Here is a 22,766-nt window from a genome sequence, read left to right as displayed (position 1 = left end):
GATAAGTGTCGACGCCGGGCGGCGCGTCCGGCATGTGTGCCCTGCACCATAAATGACAACGTCATTGCTCAAGGAGCTCGTAGCAGGTGGCACAGCATGCCGGGGGAGCGCGTGTGACCACGACACATCAAGGAAGGTGCGCGGCCGGGCCTTCACCCTGACCCGTCACCTGGCCGTCGGCCACGTGAACGTCAGGACCGGCTGCGGCCGGGGCGGCCAGCACTGCCGCGAGGCCCTCTTGTAGATCCCTGACGAAGTACTCGGGAACCTCCAGCGACGGGAAGTGGCCGCCGGTCTCGGGCGACCTCCATCGGACGATCCGGCGGTACCGCTCCTGCGCCCAGGCACGTGGATACTTCTCGATGTCGCGGGGATACATGGTGATCGCCGACGGAACGTCGACCCGGAGCTCGGGGTCGAGCGCGGCGTGGCTCTCGTAGTAGATACGGGCCGACGAGGCGCCGGTCCGTGTCAGCCAGTACAGGGTGATGTTGTCGAGAATCCTGTCCCTGGAGATCGTCTCGAACGGGCTGTCCTCGGTATCCGTCCACTCGGCGAACTTGTCGAGGATCCAGGCGAGAAGCCCGACCGGTGAGTCGACGAGCGAGTAACCGATGGTCTGCGGTCGGGTCGCCTGCTGCTTCGCGTATCCCGCGCGGCGGAGCCAGAAATCGCGGGTCTCCTCGGTCCACGCGCGCTCGGTCGCCGTCAGCCCGTCCGTCGACAACCCGGGCGGTGCCTGCGCGAACGTTGTGTGGATGCCGAGCACGTGCTCGGGGAACCTGCCGCCGAGGATCGTGGTGATCACACCTCCCCAGTCACCGCCGTGGGCCACGAACTTGTCGTAGCCGAGCCGCACCATCAGCTTCACCCAGGCGGCCGCGATCTTCTCGATCCCCCACCCGGTGGTGGCCGGCTTGTCGCTGTAGCCGAAACCTGGCAGGGAGGGGACCACGACGTGGAACGCCGGCGCGTCCGCGTTCGTCGGCTCCGCCAGTTCGTCGACCACATCGATGAACTCGGCAATGCTGCCGGGCCAGCCGTGCGTCAGGACCAGAGGAGTGGCATCCGCGCGCGAGGACCGGCGGTGCAGGAAGTGGATCCCCAGACCGTCAATGGTCGTGCGGAACTGGCCGATCTGGTGGAGGCGCGCTTCGAACGACCGCCAGTCGTAGCCGGTGCGCCAGTAGTTCACGATATCGACGAGGTCGGCGAGGGGAACGCCCTGATCCCATCGGCGCGGGTCGGGCGCGGCGCACTGGACCGTCTCGGCCTCCGGCAGCCTTGCCGCGGCCAGCCGCGCGCGCAGGTCGTCGAGGTCGGCGTCGGTCGCGTGTGCTTCGAATGCTTGTACGTCGCTGGTGTGCCGGTTCACGCGATGCCCCCGCCGGGTCGAGCTGACGTCGTGACAGCGCCACGATCGACGGCGGCCGCAGTGTCGTTGACGCGCCGATGTGTGGACATGAGACCTCCTGGTCGTCGAGGCGACCGGCCCGGGGTCTGTCGGAACCGGCTAAGACGGTTCTAGCAGACTCGATGTCGGCGTACAACCGGCTAAGCTGGTTCCATGCGCGCTCAGTTCCCTGATTTCCGCCTCGGCAAGGTGCTGGCGACCAGCTTCACGGCGACCCTGACGGAGCGCTGCGGCGACCCCGTGGAACGTATTCCGACGCCGCACCGCCTCGTCGACTGGCTGGCGGTGAGTGACCTTGCCGTGGAGTCCTGCACCGCCGCCCAGCTCGAACGTGCCCGGGAACTGAGGGAGGCGATTCACGCCGCCGCGACCGCGGCCGCCCGCCGAGACCCCCTCCCCGCGTCTGCCGTCCAGGTCATCAATGACCGCAGCATCCAAGGAAGGGGCGCGGCTGTCCTCACACCCGAGGGCAATCGGCAATGGCGACTTGGCTCGGCTTCCTCCGTGGAGGACGCCCTGGGCGTCATCGCCGCCGACGCGATCAGCATCGTCGCGGGTGAGCGCGACGGAAAGTTGGCCCTGTGCGCTTCGCCGACCTGCCAGGCGGCCTTCTTCGACACCAGCCAGAGTCGCACTCGAAAGTGGTGCGACATGAATACGTGCGGGAATCGTCAGAAGAAGGCCCGCTTCAACGCCCACAAGCGCGAAAGTCCCGGCTCAGCCCAGTAGATGGTGGGGGAGCACGCGCCCGTTCCGTGTATTCGCCAGGCGCGCGCGCCTGGCGACCCGCGCCCCGCCGCCCGCCCGCCCGCCGGGCGCGGGTCCCAGGCCCGCGTTTAGCCCCATGCCGGTGGCTCACACGGCCGGGGCCCCCGTCTCCTTGAGCGTTCCGTCGGCCAGTCGCAGCCATCGGTTCACACCGATCTCGGCGAGGAACCGCTCGTCGTGGCTGACCACCATGAAGGCGCCCTGGTAGGAGTTGAGCGCGCTCTCCAGCTGGGCCGCGCTGACCAGGTCGAGGTTGTTCGTGGGCTCGTCGAGCAGCAGCAGGTGCGGGGCGGGTTCGGCGCACAGTACGCAGGCCAGGGTGGCGCGCAGCCGCTCGCCGCCGGAGAGCACGGCGACCGGCAGATGCGCTCGCGGGCCCCGGAAGAGGAAGCGGGCGAGCAGGTTCATCCGCTCCGACTCGGGCCGTTCGGGGGCGAACGCGGCGAAGTTCTCCGCGACGGTGCGGTCCAGGTCCAAGAGGTCCAGCCGCTGCGAGAGATAGGCGATGCGGCCGTCGTTGCGCTTGATCTTGCCGCCGTCCGGGGCGAGTTCACCAGTGATCAGACGCATGAGGGTGGTCTTGCCGGCGCCGTTCGGCCCGACCAGTGCGATGCGCTCGGGGCCGCGGACGGTCAGGCCGATGCCGCCCGCGGCGAACACATCCTTGCCTCCGAGTCGGACCTGCATGCCCTCGCCGAGGAAGAGGTTGCGTCCGGCGGGCACCTGGGTGTCCGGCAGCTCCAGGGTCAGCCGCAGGTCGTCGCGGAGGGCACGTTCTGCCTCGTCGAGACGGGCCTTGGCCTCGTTGACCCGGGAGGTGTGCATCGTGCCGGACCTGCCGGCGGCCTCCTGGGCGCCGCGCTTCATGGTGCCGGCGAAGATCTTGGGCAGGCCGGCGTTCTTGAGGTTCTTGGCGGCGTTGCTCGCGCGGCGCTCGGCGCGTTCGCGGGCCTGTTGCAGCTCCCGCTTCTCGCGTTTGAAGTCCTGCTCGGCGTTGCGGATGTTCTTCTCGGCGACCTCCTGCTCGGCGCGCACGACCTCTTCGTACTCGGTGAAGTTGCCGCCGTACAGGCGCAGTTGGTCACTGCTGAGCTCGGCGATGCGGTCCATCCGGTCGAGCAGCGCGCGGTCGTGGCTGACCAGCAGCAGGCAGCCGGAGAAGTCGGAGAGCACGTCGTGGAGCCGGTGCCGGGCTTCGAGGTCGAGATTGTTGGTGGGCTCGTCGAGCAGCAGGACGTCGGGGCGCCTGAGGAGCTGGGCGGCGAGGCCGAGGGAGACGACCTGGCCGCCGCTGAGCGTGCCGAGGCCGCGGTCCAGGGTGAGGTCGGCCAGGCCCAGGCGGTCGAGTTGGGCGCGGGTGCGTTCCTCGATGTCCCAGTCGTCGCCGATGGTGGTGAAGTGCTCCTCGGCGACGTCGCCGGACTCCACGGCGTCGATGGCGCGGATCACCGCGTCGACGCCGAGCACCTCGGCGACCGTGAGGTTTCCGGTGAGCGGAAGGCTCTGCGGGAGGTAACCGAGGGTGCCGCTGACGGAGACCGAGCCGGTAGTCGGCTCGACCTCGCCGGCGATCAGCCTGAGCAGGGTGGTCTTGCCGGCGCCGTTCGGCGCGACGAGCCCCGTGCGGCCCGGGGCCACGTTGAAGGACAGCTCGTGGAAGACCGGGGTGTCGTCCGGCCAGCTGAAGGAGACGTTCGAGCAGACGACGGAGGCGTGGGACATGGAATGACCTCGAGCGATGCGAGGGCAGGGGAGCAGACCTCTGCCCTGGGAAGACATGGGGAAAGGGGCACGACGAGACGGACCACGTCAGCGGCGCTTCTGTACGCCGACCGGTGGTCGTCACTACCGGATCTCATCCGGAGATGTCGTCTTCACCCGCCATGTCAGCGACTCCTCGATAGACGGTCGATGTCCTTCCGAGCGTAACAGCCACGAAGGACGCGCCTCAATCTGTTTTGTCGGTCAGGACCAAGGTCCCATACGTGATCTATCGTCACCTGGTTGAGCGGTGACAAGGTGTGAGCTGGCTCTCCGCGTGACGTGCGGCGTGCATATGTGTTGCCGGTGTCGGCGCCCACCTGCCTCTTGGCGGAGAGCAATGAAAAGGCCCTGACGGTACTCGCGGCCGGCCGCACCGAGCGCGGCGCAGGAACTCCTCCACCGCACCGGGCAGCAGTCCGTGCAGCCCGGCGAGCGCCGCGCGGTGCTCCGGCGAGGCCACCTGGAGCGCCAGAGCAGCCCAGCGACGGAAGTCCAGGTGGTGTTCCTCGGGGATACCGAGGAGTTCGGCGATCCGTGGCCGGCAGCCAGGCGGCGCAGCCGGGTGCGCACCCTCGTACGCTCCGTGCAGGCATATGTTTGTCTCCGTCGCTGCCGTCTTCTTCATCCGCGAGCGGTGACGCCGGGAGAGCTGCCCCGGTACTTCCCTCCAGCGTTTAAGGAACACCACCTTGCACAAGCGAAAGAGGCCCGGCCGCGTAGGCGTCGCGCTCGCGGTGGGCGCACTCACCGCGGGATGCCTGGCCGCCATGCCGATCGCGGCGCTGGCCGACACGGCGAACGACGCACCGGTATCGCGGGAACAGACGATCCAGGCCGCCGCCGACGAGTACCGCGTCCCGGCGAATGTGCTGCTCGCGGTCGCCTACGAGGAGTCGGCCTGGAACACCCACGGCACGCAGGCCAGCACCGGCGGCGGCTACGGAGTCATGCACCTCACGGACGTGACACCCGACCTGCTCGCGACCGGTGCGGCGGGCGCCGCGGGCCGCACCGACCTCAAGTCCCTCGCCGGCGATCCCGCCCTGCACACCCTCCAGGCGGCGGCGAAACTGACCGGCCTGTCCACGCGGGAACTGCGCGGGGACGAGACCGCGAACATCCGCGGTGGCGCGGCGCTCCTTGCCTCCTACGAGAAGGAGCTGGTCGGTGGCACCCCCGCCGACGCCTCCCGGTGGTACGGAGCCGTGGCCCGCTACAGCCAGTCGAAGCAGCGGCAGGGCGCGGTGCGTTTCGCCGACCGTGTCTACGACAGGATCCGCGGTGGCAAGACCGCCGTGACGCGGGACGGCCAGAAGATCCGGCTGTCCTCCGATCCCTCGGTGGAACCCGCGACGTCACAGGTCGCGGCCCTGCGTCTGAAGCCGTCGGCGACCACCGCCACCGAGTGCCCGCCGACGGTGCGCTGCACGTTCGTCGCCGGCTCGCCCGTCGGCGGCCAGGTGTCCGACCGGCCCGCCAACGGCATCAAGATCGACACCATCGTGCTGCACGACCTGGAGTCCACCTACGAGTCCGGCGTCGCGGGTCTGGCCAACCCCACGAACCCGTCCTCGGCCCACTACGTCATGTCCTCGGACGGTTCCGTCACGCAGATGGTGCCCACGAAGAACATCGCCTTCCACGCCGGTAACTACTCCACCAACCTGCACTCGATCGGCATCGAGCACGAGGGCTTCGCCGCGCACGGCGCCGACTGGTACACCGAGGCGCAGTACGAGGCCACGGCGGACCTGGTGAAGTATCTGGCCGCACGGCTCGACATCCCCCTCGACCGGCAGCACGTCATCGGCCACGACAACGTCGCCGGACCGAAGTCCTCGCTGGTCTCCGGCATGCACTGGGACATGGGACCCGACCTCGACCTCGCACATCTGATGGAGCTGGTGGGTGCGCCGGCGACCGGCCCGCGCGGTGTTCCGCAGGCCGGGGAGGTCGTGACGATCGACCTGCCCTTCGCCCAGAACGAGCAGACCGTACGGATCTGCCCGGAGGACGACCCCACCGGCCGGACGACGGTCTGCACCGAGGACCGGCGCCCGGTGAACTTCGTCCACCTGCGTACGGCCCCGAGCAGCACCGCGCCGCTCTTCGGCGACCAGGCGATCCATGGCACCGCCGCCGGCACCGACCGGATCAACGACTGGGGCAGCACGGCACAGTCCGGGCAGCAGTTCGTCGTGGCGGGTTCGCAGAGCGGCTGGACCGCGATCTGGTTCAGCGGTGCCAAGGTGTGGTTCGACAACCCCCAGGGAAACAACACGAGGATCAGCCACGGCGTGCAGGTGATCCGCCCCGCGGGGGCCACCGCCGTGCCGGTCCACGGGACCAACTACCCGGACCCGTCCGAGTATCCGACGGGCCTGAGCCCTTCCACGCAGGCGCCGCTCAGCATGTACTCCGTCCCCGCGGGTCAGGCATACGTGGCCACCACGGCGCCCATCGCCACCGACGACTTCTTCGCCTCCAGCGGCAAGGTCGTCACCGGCGGCAAGAAGATGTACACCATCCAGTACAACCACCGCGTCGCCCTGGTCTACGCCGACGCCGTGACCGCGACCCAGGCGGTCGTCCGCTGAGGAACGGGCCGTCGTCCGGTGGTGAACGGCCGGATCCGACCAGGACAGAGACCTCCGGTGCGGCGCGTACTCCTACGGGAGACGTGGCGCACGGAGGTCTCTGCGCCTCCTCCACAAACCACTCACGGACCCGGACGACCGGGTTCTGATGGAACTGCAACGTCCGTACACGTTTGCCTGGTTGGCGAGTAATCCGCGCGACGCAGTGTCATATGGGCCGCACCGATCGTGAGTTGTGCGCAAATAATGCAGATGTGGTCGAGATTTTTCACGTCAGGCTTTGAAATGGTCACAGGAAGGTCACTAAGGTCGGAGCTCGAACCTCCGCTCGGGTGATCACTTGCAACAGGTGGGTGACGGTGGAGGGGCACCGCCCTGCGTGCTCTGTGGGCGGCAGGAAGAAGGAGCCCGTCTTCGTGGCGTCCCACCGTCGGCCCAAACAATCGAACCGCACACGCGTGACCGTCTTCACCACGACGGCCGTCGCTGCCGTGGCGCTTACTTCGCAGGCCGCCAACGCGGCCCCCAAGCCCACGAAGAGCGAGGTCAAGGCAGAGGTCGACAAGCTCTACGAAGAGGCGGAACGGGCCACCAACCACTACGACGCGGCCAAGGAGAAGCAGCAGAAACTGGAGACGGAGATCAGCCGGCTCCAGGACAAGGTCGCCCGCGAGCAGGGTGAGCTCAATGAACTGCGTACGGGCATCGGTGTGATGGCCAGCCAGCAGTACCGCTCCGGCGGCATTGATCCCTCCGTCCAGCTCTTCCTCTCCGCCGACCCGGACAACTACCTCGACAAGGCGTCCACGCTCGACTCACTCTCCGCGCAGCAACTGGAGTCGCTCAAGACAGTCCAGACGAAGCAGCGCGAGCTGGCCCAGGAGCGCGCGCAGGCCACAGAGAAGCTCAAGGACCTCACCGAGACCCGCACCGAACTCGGCAAGAAGAAGAAAGAGATCCAGGACAAGCTCAGCAAGGCGCAGAAACTGCTGAACACCCTGACCACCGCCGAACGACAGCAGCTGACCGAGGACGACGCCCGCGCCAGCCGCTCCTCCGCCGGCCGCGTCGACCTCGGCAGCGAGGTGGCCGCCTCCAAGTTCGGTGCCGCCGCCCTGAGCGCGGCCGCCACCCAGATAGGCAAGCCGTACGTCCGCGGCACCACCGGGCCCAACTCCTACGACTGCTCGGGCCTCACGCAGTGGGCGTACGCGCAGGCCGACATCCACATATCCCGCGTCACGTACACGCAGGTCAACGACGGAGCCCGGGTGGGCATGAGCGCTCTCAAACCCGGTGACCTGGTCTTCTTCAACAACACCGAACATGTCGGCCTGTACGCGGGCAACGGCCAGGTGCTGCACGCGCCGCACCCGGGAGCCTCGGTGCGCTACGAGTCGATGAGTACGATCGGCAGCTTCCAGTTCGGCGTCCGCGTCGGAGGCTGATCGCGCCCCCATTCGGTCCGTGTACCAACTCCGTGTACCAACGGCGCCCGGAACAGCGCCGCTCGGGCACAGACCGAGGGACCCGGGGCGGACCCGATGGCTGCCCAGATGCCCCTTGGCGGCTAGGAAGGCCCCGGAACATCTCTCGGCTCGGCCGTCAGCGGAACGTACGCGCGCGCCATGCCCCGGCTGTCGATCAGCCGGCCCATGCGTTTGGGCGCGCAGACGGGCCAGCCCGCCAGGTACTGGTTGAGGCCGCAGCGGAAGTACAGCTCGCCGTTGCCCGTCATCCGGTGCAGCCGACGACGCACGGTCGTCTCGCTCAGCCCGCTGGAACGGGCCAGCTCGGCGTGGGTGCGGCGGGCGTCGATGCCCAAGGCCGCCAGCAGCGGTGACGCCGTCTACCGCGTCTGCCAACCGAAGGACGATCGACCTGCGAAGGGTCACCTTCCGGCCGTGCTGACACCGGGTGCGCCCCGCGCGAGCCTGGGGGCGCTGGCGGACGTGCTGTTCAGTTGCTCGTGCGCCTCAGGTTTCCTCAGGTGAACTTGTACCCGGCGAAGTCGGCGACGTGGACGTACCCGATGCGCTGGTAGAGGGCATTGCTCGTGGGGTTGTCCGGATCCGTGAAGAGGACGACGTCGGTCGCGCCCGCGGTCAGCGCCGCCCGGCTCACCTCGGTCGTCACGGCGCCCGCGTAGCCGTGGCCCCGTAGGCGGGCCGGGGTGTAGACGGGGTCCACCCGGACCATGCCGCCGACGACCGAGGTCACGGCTGCCATGGAGACGGGGGTGCCGTCCAAGGTCTCCCAGAACGTGAAGTGCCGGTCGCCGAAGCGCGAGTCGTCCCAGGAGCCCGCGTCGATCAGGTCGATGGAGCGCTGCTCTTTGACATCGACGCAGAACTCACGGCACCAGCCCACGACTTGCTCGCGGTCCTGTTCGCCTGCGAGACGGCCCCGACCATCCGCGCGCGCCACCGGTGGGGTGAGCGTGCCGAGACGGTAGAGGTGTGTCCGCCAGAAAGGTACCGGTACAGCGCTCGTGTGCCGCTGCCATGACTCGGCGAAAGCGCCGGCGGTGTCGTGGTCGGCGATGACGGTGGAGGGCGAGTGGTCGAGGCCGGCCAGGTGAGCGGCGAGGGCGTCCGTCTGCTCGGCAGAAAGGGGAGTGAGGCCGAGACGGCCGCGCGGAGTGAGGTAGAAGATCGCGCGAACTTCGCCGCCTGTCTCCAGTCGCCCGAAGACGGGGGCTTCGGCGTCGTGCGCGCCCACCCCAGGTATCCGCAGCTTCTCGATGTCCGTGAGCGGCGTGTTGTGCAGGGCGGGATGCGAGCGCAGGAAGTCCCCGGCTCGGGCGAGGAAATCGTCGACGTCTTGGGTGAGGTGCCAGTCATCCGGGATCATGCTTCATGATCCCGGATGACCTCGTCGAGCGGCTACCTGCTCAGGTCTTGCTCAACTCGCTCGCCCAGCGACGGGTTTGCGACGATGATCAAGCCAAGTCCGGTCACGCGCGGCGCAGTGCCGCCACGGTACTCGGGGAACGCAAGGAGGAGTGCTGTGGCAAAAGCGGTACAAGCGTCGCTGGGCGAGATGTGGATCACCTGTCAGGTGTGTAAGAGCGATCGCTTCCGCGAACGCGGGGTGAAGCTCAACAGCACGGGCGGGGAGTTCTTCAACCTGGCCTGGGCGGACGAGACCGCCACCGGCTTGATCTGCTGGCGATGCGGATTCGTGCACCTCTTCGTCAACCGGGAGCTCCAACTGCACCGCGTCAAGGACTGAACCCGGTCGCCGCCACCGCGACGGCGACCCGGGGGCATCAGCGACGCCTACGCGGACGGGCAGGAGAGCCCGCACCGTAGGTCTTCATCGGCGCACCCTTCCGTTCGTGGCCGGCCCCGTCAGGTGCGGGACCAGCGTTGGTTGCTGCCGTTCGAGCAGGAGTAGAGCTGGATCAGGGTGCCATTGGTGGTGGCGGCCGCGACGGCGTCGAGGCAGAGGCCGGACTGGACGCCGACGATGGAACCGTCGGAGGCGAGACGCCACTTCTGGTTGTCGCCGCCCCAGCAGCTGTAGATCTGGACCTTGGTGCCGTTGCCGGTGCCTGCGGCGTCCAGGCACTTGTTGCCGTAGACCCTGAGTTCGCCGGCGGCGGTGTACGTCCACTGCTGGTTGGCGTTGTTGCCGCAGTCCCACAGCTGGAGCTGGGTGCCGTCAGCCGTGCTGCTGCTGGGCACGTCAAGGCAGCGACCCGACCCGACGCCCTTGATGATCTGCCCGGAACCCGAAGGGGGCGTGGTGGAGCCGCCGTTGAGAGCGTTGAGGACAGCGGTGTAGGCGGGCTTCTTGCTACCGTCGCCGTTGAACAGCAGGGGCGTGTCCTGCGAGCGCCAGGAGTCGCTGTCGCGCACACCCCAGACGGTGATGCCGAGGCAGCGGGAGACGGCCAGGCAGTCGTTGGTCACGTTGGCGTAGGTCGTGGCCGGGGCGCCCTGGATGTCGAGTTCGGTGATGGCCACGTCGACACCGAGCGCGGCGAAGTTCTGCAGCGTGGTGCGGAAGTTGCTGTTGTAGGGGCTGCCGCTGTTGAAGTGCGACTGGAAGCCGACGCAGTCGATCGGCACGCCGCGCTGCTTGAAGTCCTTGACCATGGCGTACATGGCCTGGGTCTTGGCCCAGGTCCAGTCCTCGACGTTGTAGTCGTTGTAGCAGAGCTTGGCGGCCGGGTCGGCGGCGCGCGCGGTGCGGAAAGCGACCTCGATCCAGTCGTTGCCGGTGCGCTGCAGGTTGGAGTCGCGCCGGGCTCCCGTGCTGCCGTCGGCGAAGGCCTCGTTCACGACGTCCCACTGGGCGATCTTGCCTTTGTAGTGGCCCATCACGCCGTTGATGTGGTCGATCATCGCCTGGCGCAGCGTGGACCCGCTGAGGCTCTGCATCCAGCCGGGTTGCTGGGAGTGCCAGGCCAGTGTGTGGCCGCGCACCTGCTTGCCGTTCTGTACCGCCCAGTTGTAGACGCGGTCACCGGCGGTGAAGTTGAACTGGCCCCGCTGCGGTTCGGTGGCGTCGATCTTCATCTCGTTCTCGGCCGTCACCGAGTTGAACTCACGGCCCGCGATCGCCGTGTACGCCGAGTCGCCCAGCTTGCCGGAGGCGACGGCGGTGCCGAAGTAGCGGCCGCTCTGCGCCGCCGCCGCGCCGAGCGTGCTCTCCGCGGCGTGGGCGGTCGGCGAAGCGGCCAGCGTGGCGACCGCGCCGAGGACGCAGACGACCAGCGCCAGCAGCAGACTGCGGATCTTGCGGCGGACAACGGGTCCGGGGAGGGCATACAAGCCCATGACGGTGCCTCCAAGGTAGAAATCACGGAAGGACTGAAGCGCAGCGGAATGCGTCGAGACAGGCATGGGCGTGCTCCCTCGCGGCTCGGCCGGGGACAGCGCCGCGCGGCGTCGCGTACCTCTTCGAGTTCGGGGGTGCTCTGGTGCGCGGATCTGTCATGCGGCTGCGCGTGCATCGGTCGTGCCGTACAGATGGCCCGGGGCCGGATCGGTGTGGTTCGGAGTATCGGACTATGGCCGGTGTCTCAGACAGGGATGATCGAGGTGTTGACGAGGGGTCGTCAAGACGCGCCGCAGAATAAGTTTCCGTTTCTTTCTCGAAACTTTCCGTAACACCAGTGAGTCGGTTGGTCGACCTGCGAGGACGTCATCGGCGGATGCCGCAGGGCCGGTCCAAGACGGTGCGCCTAGCACCGATTACCTGACTTCACTCCGGGGAGGCGCTGTTTGTGGACAGTTCGGCGACAAGCCTTGACCGGACGGCCCCCTATTCCTAGCTTGTGGCGTCATAGATTCCGGATGTTGTGCCGACTGTCGTTCCGAAAACTTTCGAAAGGTTTCCTTCTCTCGACCGGCCGCACCGCTCCGCGATCCATCGGCGTACCCCCACCCCGAAGGAGCCCCTCTGATGTGGATTCGCCACTTGTCCCCGGTCCGTCTCAGACGCCTGCTCGCCGTCCTAGCCCCCTTGTTGCTCGTGGCTACTTTCCTCGGAGCCCAGCCCGCCGGGGCGGCGGCGGCCGTAGACCCCGACGCCTCGTACGTGCTGGTCAACCGCAACAGCGGCAAGGCTCTGGACGTCTACAACATGGCGACCGACGACGGCGCCCGCATCACCCAGTGGACCAGGAACGATCAGAGCCAGCAGCAGTGGCAGTTCGTCGATTCCGGGGGCGGCTACTACCGCATCAAGTCCCGCCTCTCGGGCAAGGTCCTGGACGTCCACAACTGGTCCACCGCCAACGGCGGCCCGATCGTCCAATGGGCCGACCTGAACAGCGCCAACCAGCAGTGGCGGCTGGCCGACAGTGCGGACGGCTACGTACGGCTCATCTCACGCCACAGCAACAAGGCACTTGAGGCACAGGGCGCCTCCACCGCCGACAACGCCGCCATCGTCCAGTACGACGACTGGGGCGGCACCAATCAGCAGTGGCAGCTCGTCAAGGTCGGCGGCGACACCCCCGGACCGTGCGACCTTCCGTCGACATACCGCTGGACATCGACGGGCGCGCTGGCGCAGCCCAAGCCGGGGTGGGTCTCGCTCAAGGACTTCACCGTCGTCCCCTACAACGGCAGGCAACTCGTCTACGCGACGACGCACGACACCGGGACGAGTTGGGGGTCGATGAACTTCGGCCTCTTCACCAACTGGTCGGAGATGGCCTCGGCCGGCCAGAACACGATGTCGACGTCCACCGTCGCGCCCACACTCTTCTACTTCGCGCCGAAGAACATCTGGGTGCTCGCCTACCAGTGGGGCGGGAGCGCCTTCTCCTACCGGACGTCGAGCGATCCCACCGACCCCAACGGCTGGTCGTCCCAGCAGACGCTCTTCTCCGGAAGCATCTCCGGCTCCGGAACGGGACCCATCGACCAGACGCTCATCGGTGACGGGACGAACATGTACCTGTTCTTCGCCGGCGACAACGGCAAGATCTACCGGGCCAGTATGCCGATCGGGAACTTCCCGGGCAGCTTCGGCACGACCTCGACCGTGGTCATGAGCGACACGACGAACAACCTGTTCGAAGCCCCGCAGGTCTACAAGCTGCAGGGCCAGAACCGCTACCTCATGATCGTCGAGGCGATCGGTTCGCAGGGCCGCTACTTCCGCTCGTTCACGGCCACCAGCCTCAACGGCTCCTGGACACCGCAGGCCGCGACCGAGAGCAACCCCTTCGCCGGCAAGGCCAACAGCGGCGCCACCTGGACCAACGACATCAGCCACGGCGAACTGATTCGTACCACCGCTGATCAGACGATGACCGTCGATCCCTGCAATCTGCGATTGCTCTACCAGGGGCGCAGCCCCAGCTCCGGCGGCGACTACGGCCTGCTGCCCTACCGCCCGGGCCTGCTGACAATGCAGCGCTGACGGCATGACACGCGCCCGGCTCCGGATATGTGCGAGGGGAGGCGGCTTCGGGCCGGGCGCGTGACTGTCACCGGCCGGTCATCCGGTCCGCAGGCCGAAGGGCGGGTAGCTGTCGGTGAGCAGGCCGACGTAGGCCTGCACGCGCAGGTTGTAGCGGTAGACGCCCACGACGAAGTCACGGATCCCCAGCGGGTATGCGCCGGTGACGAGCACGGCGAAGAAGCCCACGAACACCGCGACCGGCGCCGCGATGCCCAGCACGAACAGCACCACGTAGTGCGGGATCGCGAGCAGCCACTTGATCAGGGGCTGCCAACGGGACATCCGCTCGGGGTAGATGAACGTGACGACGGTGTGCGGGTCCAGGCCGTCGTCGCCGGCGGCGGACTGGAAGCCGAAGGGCGGGTAGTCCTCGCGCAGGAAGAGCGCGTAACTCGCGACGCGCCACTCGTAGCGGAAGGTCATGGCGATCGCGTCGAAGAGCGGGCGCGGGATGCGGCGGGTGAACAGCACGGTGAAGAAGGCGATGAAGGTCAGCACCTCACGCAACAGGCCGAGCGCATAGGCGATCAGCAGCTGCGGGACCGCGAGGAACCACTGCACGAGCGGCCGCCAGCGGGCTATCTGACGTGTGCCCTTGAGTTCGAGCTGGGTGGGGTAAGGGGTGGCCAGGGTCATGGTGCCCTCCTCGGACGGCACTGCATGGATGAGCGCGGCGACCGCGCGCCGCCGCATGCGTGACCCGTTGGCGACCTGCTGCCCGGGACGGGCCCTCCGGTCTGCGCTGCTCGGACACCAAGATCGGCGCCTTACAACGTAAGCTTACTTTGTAGGTAAGTCGTACGCTGGCGCCGTAGGTGTGTCAAGGCCGAGGACCGGAGCACGCGGATGACCCACCCTGAGCCCGCATCCCGCCCTCCGCTGAGCAGGGAGCGGGTGCTGCGGACGGCCATCGCCCTCGCGGACGCGAGCGGGATCGATGCGCTCACCATGCGCAAACTCGGCGTGGAACTGGGCGTCGAGGCCATGTCGTTGTACCGCCATGTGGCGAACAAGGACGACCTGCTCGGCGGCATGATCGACACCGTTTTCACCGAGATCGACCTTACGGCCGACGAGGCGGACTGGCGGGCGGCCATGCGCCGCCGGGCGATCTCGGCCCGTACGGTCATGTCGCGCCACCCCTGGGCGACCGGCCTCATGGAGTCGCGGGCCACCCCCGGGCCCGCCACCCTGCGCCACCACGACAGCGTGATCGCCACGCTCCGAAGGGCGGAATTCTCCACCGAGTTGACCGCCCACGTGGTGTCCGTCCTGGACAGCTACATCTACGGGTTCTCGCTCCAGGAGGCGACCGCCGAGCACCTCCTGCGACCGGAGTACGACCGCGGAGACGAGTTCCTGTTCGGACTCGACCTGATCCTCGACGGCCTCGAGCGGGCCCGCCACGGGGCCGGCCCCGGTTGATCCCTCCGCTCCCGGCACGGCCGAGCGCGGGGCGAGACCGCCTACATCTTGGTCGCCCGGTCGTAGGCGGCCACGGCCCGCTCCAGGAACGCCGCCACCGTGGCCTGCTCCTGGGCCGTCATGGACCCGGTGATCTCGCCGATGCCCGTGATGAGGGGCTCGACGTGCTCGAAGGCGGCCTGCTCCCAGTGCTCCGCCGGTGTGACGAGCACCTTGCGCCGGTCGCTGGGATGCGGTTGACGGCTCACATGCCCACCGTCCACCAGGCGGTCGATCACCAGCGTCATCGCCGCCGTCGACGTGCTGAGTTCGCGGGCCAGTTCGCTCGGCGTCGCCGGCCCGGCGTTGACGAGGTGATCCATCACCGCCAGCCCGGCGGGATCGACGTGCATCTGCCGGCCCAGGTACCGCTCGAACCGCTGCTGGCGGCGGGTCAGATTCCGCAGACGATCGCGGATGGGACCCTCCGCCGGGGCCGCGGACTGGGGCTCGGTGGGCTGGTTGGCGCTCGGCATGGTGTGGAAGCTGCTCCCCGGGTCGCTGAAGACGTTGGCAACCAATGATGCGTGAGGCCTACGGACTGGAGGAGGGCAGGGCAAAGGTGTCGGCGGGTGGGACGGAGAAACGGCTCGGTCTCCCGGCGAGGCGGGACCGGCTGCCGGCCCGCAGGACCAGGCGGAGGGTACGGATTCCCGCCGGGCGTGCGGTACGGCGACGCGTGGCACGCCGGACGGCAGGCCCTGAGCCCTGCTGGGGCGGCAGCAGCTCCTGGACCCGCTCGGCGTAGGCGCGAAGACCCCCTCGTGACGGGTGAATACCTGCGCTCCCCGGTCTGGGACCGCTGTACGGGCGACCCCGGGCCGGGGTTCACACAGCGACGTCCCGCTCCGCGCAGGAATCGGCAGCACCGCGGTCGGCGGGGTCGCCGGCAGGGGCAGTGATGCCGTGCTGCTCCTCCTCGGGCCGGGCCTTGTTCGGCAGCAGGAAGGTGATGGCCAGGAACGCGGCCAGCAGACACGCCTGGACGATCAGCGCGTGGTGGAAGCCCGCGGTGAAGTCACCCGTTTTGGCCTGGGCGAAGAACACCGAGCCGAAGATCGCCACGCCGATGGAGCCACCGATGGCCTGCACCGCGGACAGCACGCCGGAGGCGGAGCCGATCTCGTCGTCGTCGACCGCGGCGAGGATGAAACTGAACAGGGCGGCGATCACCATGCCCGCGCCGATACCGGCCACCGCCACGCCCGGGGCGATGTCCCAGATCGAGAACGAACCGGCGCTCAGGCCGTCGAGCTCGAACCAGAGCAACGCCGCACCGGCGAGCTGGATCAGCGGCCCGACCTGAAGGACCTTGCGGCCGATCTTGTCGGCGAGGAGCGCGCCGCTGACCGCGCCGCCGATCGCCGTACCCACCGCGAGCGGCAGGTTGCCGAGTCCCGCGTCCCCGGCACTGAAATGCTGGCCGAGCTGCAGGAACAGTGTGAGCACGAGCTGCGTACCGATCAACCCGCCGAAGAACAGGGCGATTCCGCCGAGCCCGACGGTGAAGGCGGGCTTGCTCAGCAGGCCCGGGGTGACCAGCGGTTCCCGGCCCGCCGCGGCGGTGCGGCGCTGCTCCAGCGCGAACAGGCCGAATCCGATGACCGAAGCGGCCATGCACAGCCAGGTCCACAGTGGCCAGCCGTCCTCCTGCCCCTGGTTCAGCGGCAGGACGAGGAGCGCGCAGGCCGCCACGACCAGCGCCGCGCCGGCCATGTCGACCCGCACGGTGCGGTCACCGCCCTTCCTGGGTACGAACTTCGCCGCGATGGCCAAGGCGGCGAGCCCGATGGGCAGGTTGACCAGGAACACCGAGCGCCACCCGAGGCCGAGGAGGTCGGCCTCGATGAGGAAGCCGCCCAGGACCGGGCCGACGATGCCGCCCAGGCCGAGCACGGGACCGAAGATCGCGAAGACCTTGGTCAGCTCGGGACCGGAGAAGTTCTCGCGCAGCAGTCCCAGGCCCTGGGGGAGCAGCATCGCGCCCGCCGCGCCCTGGACCAGCCGGAAGGCGATCAGCAGTCCGATGTTCGGCGACAGCGCGCACAGCAAGGAGCTCAGCGTGAACGCCGCCAGGCCGATCAGGAACATGCGGCGCCGCCCGTACCGGTCGCCGAGCCGGCCGCCCAGGACGAGACCGGCCCCCAGCGTCAGCGCGTAGCCGCCGATCACCCACTGCAGACCGACCGAACTGGCGCCGAGGGACTCCTCCAGCGCGGGGCCCGCGACGTTGACGATCGACGCGTCCAGGAGATCCATGACCTCCGCGACGATCATCACCACCAGGATCAGCCATCGCCACCGGTACGGCTCGGGGATCGGGTCGGTGCTCATCGTGCCTCAGTTCATTGGTTATCAATATTCTTAGCAATATCGAGGGTAGTCAGTGCTTCGAAGATGTCAACCGGATGCCGGAGGCGTGCAGGAGTACGCCGTTTGCCGCCGTCCCCTGCGGTTACTTGACTTCCCCCAGTTCTGGATCGGCGGGACCGAGTACGGAGAGGGCAGTCGGAGCGGGTGGTGGAGCAGCTTCACAACGCATGGGCCTGGGGGCGGCGGGCATGGGCTTCGTCCGGGCATGAACGGCACACACTTCTTCTGACCGGCAAATGGGTGCTGGCGGCGACCCTGAGCTGGTGGGTCGCCCATGATCTGCTGAAGGCGACGTCGCCGGCGTTCGCACCGTTCTCGGCGGTGCTGACGATGAACGTGACGATCTCGAAGTCGGTGTGGCAGACGCTGCGTTGCGTCGCGGCGGTCGTCGTCGGAGTGGCGGTACAGGCGGCGATAGGGTTCACGGCCGGCCCTGATCTGTTCGCGTTCGTGGTGGTGGCCGTCATCGCGTTGAGTCTGGGGCAGTGGCCGGCGCTGGGGGAGCAGCGCTCGCAGGTCGCCACGGCCGCCTTCTTCGCGTTCTCCACCTACAGTGCGTCCACCACCAACGCGGACCGGGCGGCCCAGCTCGGGCAGATCGTTCTGCTGGTGCTCCTGGGCTGCGGCATCGGTCTGGTCGTGAACCTGTGCGTCGTGCCGCCGCTGCGGTACCGCAGCGCGGAGCGGGGCCTGCGTGTCCTGGCCAGGGAGATGGAGTCACTGCTGGACGACATGGCCGACGGCTTGGGCAGCGGGGACGTCAAGGCGGAGCGGGCCGAGCGGTGGGTCGCGGTCGGTGAACGCGTCCAGGACGCGGTCGGGCAGGCCCGCGCGGGGCTGGAGATGGCGGAGAGCAGTCTGCCCTTCAACCCGAGGCGGCTGCTGCCCGCCCACCGCGGCCATCCCGCCCTCAGCCGTTACCGGCAGTCGCTGACCGCGATGGAGCGCGCTGTGTATCAGTTGGGCTCGCTCACCCGCAGCCTGAACCGCTGGCGGGAGAGCGAGGACACCTACACCTATGGCCCGGCGCTCAAGGCCTACGCCGACTTCGCCGCCAGCCTGCGCGACATCGCGCGCGTCATCGCCGAACTCGACAGTGACACCCTCGCCGACCAGGCCCAGCGGATGCGCGAGCTCGCCGGCACGGCACAGGAGGCGTCGCAGAAGGTCCTCACGGCCGCTGACGAGTACGAGCTGCCGCTGGCCGACGCCACTCGCCCCTACGGTGTCCTCATCGTCGAGGCAACCCGCCTGATGGAGGAGTTCCAGAACACCTGCGACGTTCTGGAGGACACCACCGACCACTGAGCCGGGACACCGGACGGGGACTGGGCAGGGGCAACGGCCAGGGCAGCCGGCTGGATCACGCCACGCCCCGCGCAACCTGCGCCGACCGCCCCAAGTGAACCGACGCCGGGGAGCTTTGCGCGCCGCTGCCCCCCCCCGACGCGGAACGGTCAGCGTTCGAGCAGCTTCATCTGAGTTTCGGAGTGCGTGGCGCCGGCCGCGGGCGGGAGACTCGTCAGACGGTCCAGTTGGGCCGCGGTGAGCCGGATGGTGTCGGCGGCGGCGTTCTCCTCCAGGCGGCTCACGCGCTTGGTGCCCGGGATAGGGGCGATGTCGTCGCCCTGGGCGAGCAGCCACGCGATGGCGACCTGGGCGGCAGTGGCGTCCGCCTCGGCGGCGACCGCCTGGACCTCGTCTGCGAGACGCAGGTTGTGCTCGAAGTTCTCGCCGGTGAAGCGCGGGTTGTCCCGGCGGAAGTCGTCCTTGTCGAAGCCCGCCGTGGACCGGATCGTCCCGGTGAGGAAGCCGCGCCCCAGCGGTGAGAACGGGACGAAGCCGATGCCGAGTTCGCGGAGCGCCGGCAGGACACGCGCCTCCGGGTCGCGGGTGAAGAGGGAGTACTCGGACTGGACGGCGGTCACCGGGGTGACGGCGTTCGCGCGGCGGATCGTGTCAGGGCCGGCTTCGGACAGGCCGAAGGCGCGTACCTTGCCCTCGGCGATCAGCTCACCCACGGCGCCCGCCGTCTCCTCGATGGGCACGTCGGGGTCGACCCGGTGCTGGTAGTACAGGTCGATGTGGTCGGTGCCCAGCCGAGCGAGCGACCCTTCGACAGCGGCACGCACGTTGGCCGGGCTGGAGTCGACGTTCCCCGGCCCGCCGCCGTCATGGGAGACCAGGCCGAACTTCGTCGCGAGCACCACGTCGTCGCGGCGCCCCTTCAGCGCACGGCCGAGCAACTCCTCGTTCGTGTACGGGCCGTAGATCTCGGCGGTGTCGATGAAGTCGACGCCCAGTTCGAGGGCGCGGTGCACGGTGCGGATGGATTCCGCCTCGTTGGTTCCCGCTCCGGTGTACGCCTGGGACATGCCCATCGCGCCGAGACCGATCCGGGAAACGTTCAGGTCACGCAGGTGAATGTGGCGCATCAATATTCTCCGCTCCATCGTCTTCGACCGGTCCGGTCCGTTCCGATGCGGGATCGCCGGCCGGCGCCCGTCGCAGTGCGGACCGCGGGAGCCGTGGCCCGTCCCCGTGCTGTTGGCACGGGCCGCCGTGGGCGGGCCACGACGCTACGGCCCCGTGAAAGCCTACGGCCCGGCCGGTTCCTGCTCACGTCCTCGACCTCTTCCTGAGGGGCCGACCTGTTCGGGGGAACGACAGGGCCCGGCACTCCACGCCCCGTTCGCCGCCAACGCCATCTGTGACGTCGTGGCTTTCACACCTCTGCCCATCGCCCTGGTCGCCGCAGGCCGGACCCAGCGTCGCGCCCGTGATGCGTGACATCAACCTGTGACTCCGGCGACGGGGCCCGCGTCGACGTCGTGGGCCGGCAGGCGTTCGCAACCCCGTTCCGCCGCCTACGGTGATGAGAACGGCCCACCGCCGGTACCCAGCCCGGCACTTGCCGCGTCGAGCGCGCTGATCGCCGCTCGGACTCGTAGCGCGTCCGGTCCTGTCGTGACGTCCAGCTCCGTGAGCTGCGCCGCGCGGCGCAGCCGGTAGTCGACCGTGTTGGGGTGCACGCACAGCTCCTGAGCGGTACGGCGGCGGCTGAGCCCGCAGCGCAGATACGCGCGCACCGTGCCCAACAGCTCGGGGCGAGCGGTCAACGGCCGCACCAGCCGTGCCAGTTCGTCGCGGGCCGGCCCCGGCCGCGTCAGCTGGTATTCGAGCAGCACGTCCGGGAGCCGGTAGAGCCCCGGAGGCCGCTCCGACGCGGCCGCGACCCGGCGCACCTCCTGCGCCAGCGCCACCGCGGCGGGGATGCCCTCGGGTGCGGCGGAGGCCGCACCCGCCATGACGTCGACTCCGGCGACCCGCCGCATGTGCGCGACCGCACCGGCGAGCCGCGTCCAGTCCTGGTCCGTGACCCGGTCAGGGGCCGTCCGGCAGGGGACCAGCGCCAGACCGCCGTCGGCGGACAGCGCGGACAGGACGGTGCCGTCGACGTGCCGGTCGAGTTCGACCCGTAGCCGGCGCAGTTTGCGTTTGGCCGCGATGACCGGGCTCACTCCGGCGAGCGCCTCGTCGGGGTGCGCGCCGATGGCGAGGTCCAGGACGAGGTAGCAGGGAGGCATGTCCAGACCCCAGTGAGCCGCGGCGCCCACCGCGTCCGCGCCCTCGACAAGCGCTGTCAACAGGGCCTGGCGTGCGGACTGTTCCTCGCCCAGAACCGCCTGCCGCTCCGCGAAGAACCCGGCGACCACGGTGACGGTCATGCGCTCCAGGAACTGCAGCACCAGCATGGTGGCGGCCTGTACGTGCTCCAGGTCGTCCGCCGTGGCGTGGGAGAGCATCTGCCGCAAGCACTCCTGTGCGCCGACGTGGTACGCACGGACCACCGCCTCGACGGGGACTCCCTCCTCGGCGCGTTTGGCGGCCGACTGACGCAGCGCCAGGAGGCGGCTCTCGTGGGGAGGCTGCCCGGTGCGCAGCATGGCGGCGAAGGAGTCGATGCCCTGTTCGACGACTCTCTGGATCTCACCGCGGAGTTGTTCGCCGGGCATCGTGTCGTAGACCGGTACGTGGTCGACGAGGCGGTCCAGAACGCGGCCGGCCAGCATGGGGAGTGCGTCGGTCAGGCGCTGGTGGAGGACGACACCGTTGAAGGCCAAGAGCGGCGGGGTCGCGCCGTCGTACTCCATGCCGCCTCCTCCGCCCGAGATCATCTACGCGTGGCGGTAGCCAAAGTCGCTGGTCGCGAGCGAGGCGTCAAGAGCGTGGCCGCCGGTGTGAGCGACCTCTCCGCCGCTTCGAACACAGTCCCGTTCTTGTGACGGCTCACAAAAGGCGCCCGGCATGTCTGGATGTCAGTCGGGGTCCGAGGGGCGGTTGTTACCCCAAGCTTCCTCTGGGAGCGCTTCTTCGCACCGCGGTGACCCGCGCTCGCCGATCCGCCCGTCGCCCCGCGCATCAGGAGACACGTATGCCGATGACCCAGCCGTCCCCGCGCAAGCTCCGCACGGGCCTGTCCGCCGCGGCCGTCTGTGCCGCGACAGCCCTGGCCCTCTCGGCAGCGGCCCCGGCCCGGGCCGACGAGACGCCCAGGCTCCGCGAAGGAGGTGTGCCGGAAGCCCTGTGGAACTACGTGAGCTCGCCGGGAGCCGTGCCCGGCGCCAACGACTGGTCGTGCAAGCCGAGCGCCGCGCACCCGGAACCCGTTGTCATGCTGCCGGGCACCTTCTTCAACCTCGGCGCGAACTTCGTGAAGACGGCGCCGCGCCTGAAGAACGCGGGTTACTGCGTCTACGCCTTGAACTACGGCTTCACCCCGCTCTCTCTCGGACGCGTCGGCGGGCTCGGCCCCAACCGCGAGTCGGCGGCGCAGCTCGACGCGTTCGTGGACAAGGTCCTCGCGTCCACGGGCTCCACGAAGGTGAACATCATCGGGCACTCGCTCGGTGGAAGCGTCCCCATGTGGTGGATGAAGAAGATGGACGGTGCCCGGAAGGTCGACACGTACGTGGGCTGGGCCCCGAGCTCGCACGGTACGAACGTCAACGGCATCGTCGACCTCGGTGCCAAGCTGAACCTCATGGGTTTCGTGACACACCTTTCGAACGTGGCACGCTTCCCGGGAGTCGTCGAGCAGGCGAACACCTCGGACTACACCCGTGAGATGTGGGCGGACGGCGACACCGTCCCCGAAGGGCCGCACTACACGGTCGTGATGTCGAAGTACGACACCGTCGTCACGCCGTACGCGACCCAGGCACTCAAGGGCGAGAACGTCGACAATGTGGTTCTCCAGGACGTCTGTCCGTCCGATCGGGCCGGACACATGGGCCTCTTCAACGACGGCCCGACGCTTCAGATCACCATGAACGCCCTGGCCGGCGGAGCGGAAGGCTTCAAGCCGGTGTGCCGCGACTACGGCCTTCAGCTCCTGTGAGTTCTGAGGTGGTGTGACCGACGATGGCCACCACGACCGGGCCGCACCGCGGCCGTGA

Annotated in this window: 17 protein-coding genes and 1 pseudogene; 8 read left to right on the top strand and 10 right to left on the bottom strand. The window is 68.8% G+C overall.

Annotated elements, in window-relative coordinates:
- Positions 1–211: 211 nt before the first annotated feature.
- Positions 212–1,375 (bottom strand): annotated as a pseudogene (locus ACZ45E_RS12370) (epoxide hydrolase family protein); the annotation flags it as partial.
- Between the two features lie 192 nt (positions 1,376–1,567).
- Here ACZ45E_RS12370 and ACZ45E_RS12365 point away from each other — a divergent pair.
- Positions 1,568–2,143 carry a CGNR zinc finger domain-containing protein gene (locus tag ACZ45E_RS12365; protein ID WP_468219679.1) on the top strand — a complete coding sequence of 192 codons (576 nt, stop codon included), beginning with the start codon at positions 1,568–1,570 and terminating at the stop codon, positions 2,141–2,143.
- Positions 2,144–2,269: 126 nt separating this feature from the next.
- On the opposite strand, the gene abc-f is transcribed toward ACZ45E_RS12365, so the two are convergent.
- Positions 2,270–3,904: a ribosomal protection-like ABC-F family protein gene (gene abc-f / locus ACZ45E_RS12360; protein ID WP_468219675.1), complete on the bottom strand. Its 1,635-nt coding sequence runs from the start codon at positions 3,902–3,904 to the stop codon at positions 2,270–2,272.
- A gap of 731 nt (positions 3,905–4,635) precedes the next feature.
- Here abc-f and ACZ45E_RS12355 point away from each other — a divergent pair.
- Together ACZ45E_RS12355 and ACZ45E_RS12350 are read left to right on the top strand one after the other, a co-directional pair.
- Entirely contained in the window at positions 4,636–6,543 is a 1,908-nt protein-coding gene (locus ACZ45E_RS12355; RefSeq protein ID WP_468219672.1) for an N-acetylmuramoyl-L-alanine amidase, read from the top strand.
- Between the two features lie 416 nt (positions 6,544–6,959).
- The gene (locus ACZ45E_RS12350) at positions 6,960–7,991 is read left to right on the top strand and encodes a C40 family peptidase (protein ID WP_468219670.1); all 1,032 of its coding nucleotides are present in this window, start codon (positions 6,960–6,962) and stop codon (positions 7,989–7,991) included.
- A 122-nt stretch (positions 7,992–8,113) separates the two neighbouring features.
- Here the strand turns inward: ACZ45E_RS12350 and ACZ45E_RS12345 are convergent, their stop codons facing one another.
- Positions 8,114–8,368, bottom strand: coding sequence for an AsnC family transcriptional regulator (locus ACZ45E_RS12345; protein ID WP_468219668.1), 255 nt, complete (start codon positions 8,366–8,368; stop codon positions 8,114–8,116).
- Positions 8,369–8,529: 161 nt separating this feature from the next.
- On the bottom strand, positions 8,530–9,396 hold the full coding sequence (locus tag ACZ45E_RS12340; RefSeq protein WP_468219667.1) for a GNAT family N-acetyltransferase: 867 nt from the start codon (positions 9,394–9,396) through the stop codon (positions 8,530–8,532).
- Positions 9,397–9,552: 156 nt separating this feature from the next.
- Here ACZ45E_RS12340 and ACZ45E_RS12335 point away from each other — a divergent pair, with 156 nt between their 5' ends.
- Positions 9,553–9,777 (top strand): hypothetical protein, encoded by a 225-nt coding sequence (locus ACZ45E_RS12335; RefSeq protein ID WP_468219664.1) that lies wholly within the window; start codon positions 9,553–9,555, stop codon positions 9,775–9,777.
- A gap of 119 nt (positions 9,778–9,896) precedes the next feature.
- Here ACZ45E_RS12335 and ACZ45E_RS12330 read toward each other — a convergent pair whose 3' ends face one another.
- Positions 9,897–11,330, bottom strand: coding sequence for an endo-1,4-beta-xylanase (locus tag ACZ45E_RS12330; RefSeq protein ID WP_468219662.1), 1,434 nt, complete (start codon positions 11,328–11,330; stop codon positions 9,897–9,899).
- Between the two features lie 628 nt (positions 11,331–11,958).
- Between ACZ45E_RS12330 and ACZ45E_RS12325 the strand changes: the two genes are divergently transcribed.
- Positions 11,959–13,428 carry a non-reducing end alpha-L-arabinofuranosidase family hydrolase gene (locus tag ACZ45E_RS12325; protein ID WP_468219660.1) on the top strand — a complete coding sequence of 490 codons (1,470 nt, stop codon included), beginning with the start codon at positions 11,959–11,961 and terminating at the stop codon, positions 13,426–13,428.
- A gap of 78 nt (positions 13,429–13,506) precedes the next feature.
- On the opposite strand, the gene ACZ45E_RS12320 is transcribed toward ACZ45E_RS12325, so the two are convergent.
- Positions 13,507–14,106 carry a DUF4389 domain-containing protein gene (locus ACZ45E_RS12320; RefSeq protein ID WP_468219657.1) on the bottom strand — a complete coding sequence of 200 codons (600 nt, stop codon included), beginning with the start codon at positions 14,104–14,106 and terminating at the stop codon, positions 13,507–13,509.
- A 210-nt stretch (positions 14,107–14,316) separates the two neighbouring features.
- Between ACZ45E_RS12320 and ACZ45E_RS12315 the strand changes: the two genes are divergently transcribed.
- The gene (locus ACZ45E_RS12315) at positions 14,317–14,895 is read left to right on the top strand and encodes a TetR/AcrR family transcriptional regulator C-terminal domain-containing protein (RefSeq protein ID WP_468219656.1); all 579 of its coding nucleotides are present in this window, start codon (positions 14,317–14,319) and stop codon (positions 14,893–14,895) included.
- Positions 14,896–14,936: 41 nt separating this feature from the next.
- Here the strand turns inward: ACZ45E_RS12315 and ACZ45E_RS12310 are convergent, their stop codons facing one another.
- Both ACZ45E_RS12310 and ACZ45E_RS12305 read right to left on the bottom strand, forming a co-directional pair.
- Complete coding sequence (locus tag ACZ45E_RS12310) at positions 14,937–15,410, bottom strand: MarR family winged helix-turn-helix transcriptional regulator (protein ID WP_468219654.1); 474 nt, start codon at positions 15,408–15,410, stop codon at positions 14,937–14,939.
- Positions 15,411–15,762: 352 nt separating this feature from the next.
- Positions 15,763–17,268, bottom strand: a complete 1,506-nt coding sequence (locus ACZ45E_RS12305; protein ID WP_468219652.1) for an MFS transporter — start codon at positions 17,266–17,268, stop codon at positions 15,763–15,765.
- A 279-nt stretch (positions 17,269–17,547) separates the two neighbouring features.
- Here ACZ45E_RS12305 and ACZ45E_RS12300 point away from each other — a divergent pair, with 279 nt between their 5' ends.
- The gene (locus tag ACZ45E_RS12300; RefSeq protein WP_468219649.1) at positions 17,548–18,615 is read left to right on the top strand and encodes an FUSC family protein; all 1,068 of its coding nucleotides are present in this window, start codon (positions 17,548–17,550) and stop codon (positions 18,613–18,615) included.
- Positions 18,616–18,764: 149 nt separating this feature from the next.
- Here the strand turns inward: ACZ45E_RS12300 and ACZ45E_RS12295 are convergent, their stop codons facing one another.
- Together ACZ45E_RS12295 and ACZ45E_RS12290 are read right to left on the bottom strand one after the other, a co-directional pair.
- Positions 18,765–19,742, bottom strand: coding sequence for an aldo/keto reductase (locus tag ACZ45E_RS12295; protein WP_468219647.1), 978 nt, complete (start codon positions 19,740–19,742; stop codon positions 18,765–18,767).
- A gap of 432 nt (positions 19,743–20,174) precedes the next feature.
- On the bottom strand, positions 20,175–21,461 hold the full coding sequence (locus ACZ45E_RS12290) for a PucR family transcriptional regulator (protein WP_468219645.1): 1,287 nt from the start codon (positions 21,459–21,461) through the stop codon (positions 20,175–20,177).
- Positions 21,462–21,742: 281 nt separating this feature from the next.
- Between ACZ45E_RS12290 and ACZ45E_RS12285 the strand changes: the two genes are divergently transcribed.
- Positions 21,743–22,708, top strand: a complete 966-nt coding sequence (locus tag ACZ45E_RS12285) for an esterase/lipase family protein (protein ID WP_468219643.1) — start codon at positions 21,743–21,745, stop codon at positions 22,706–22,708.
- The last annotated feature ends 58 nt before the right edge of the window (positions 22,709–22,766 follow it).

The sequence above is a fragment of the Streptomyces sp. NPDC030991 genome, assembly GCF_055571235.1.
This window is presented reverse-complemented; position numbering and strand designations above follow the sequence as displayed.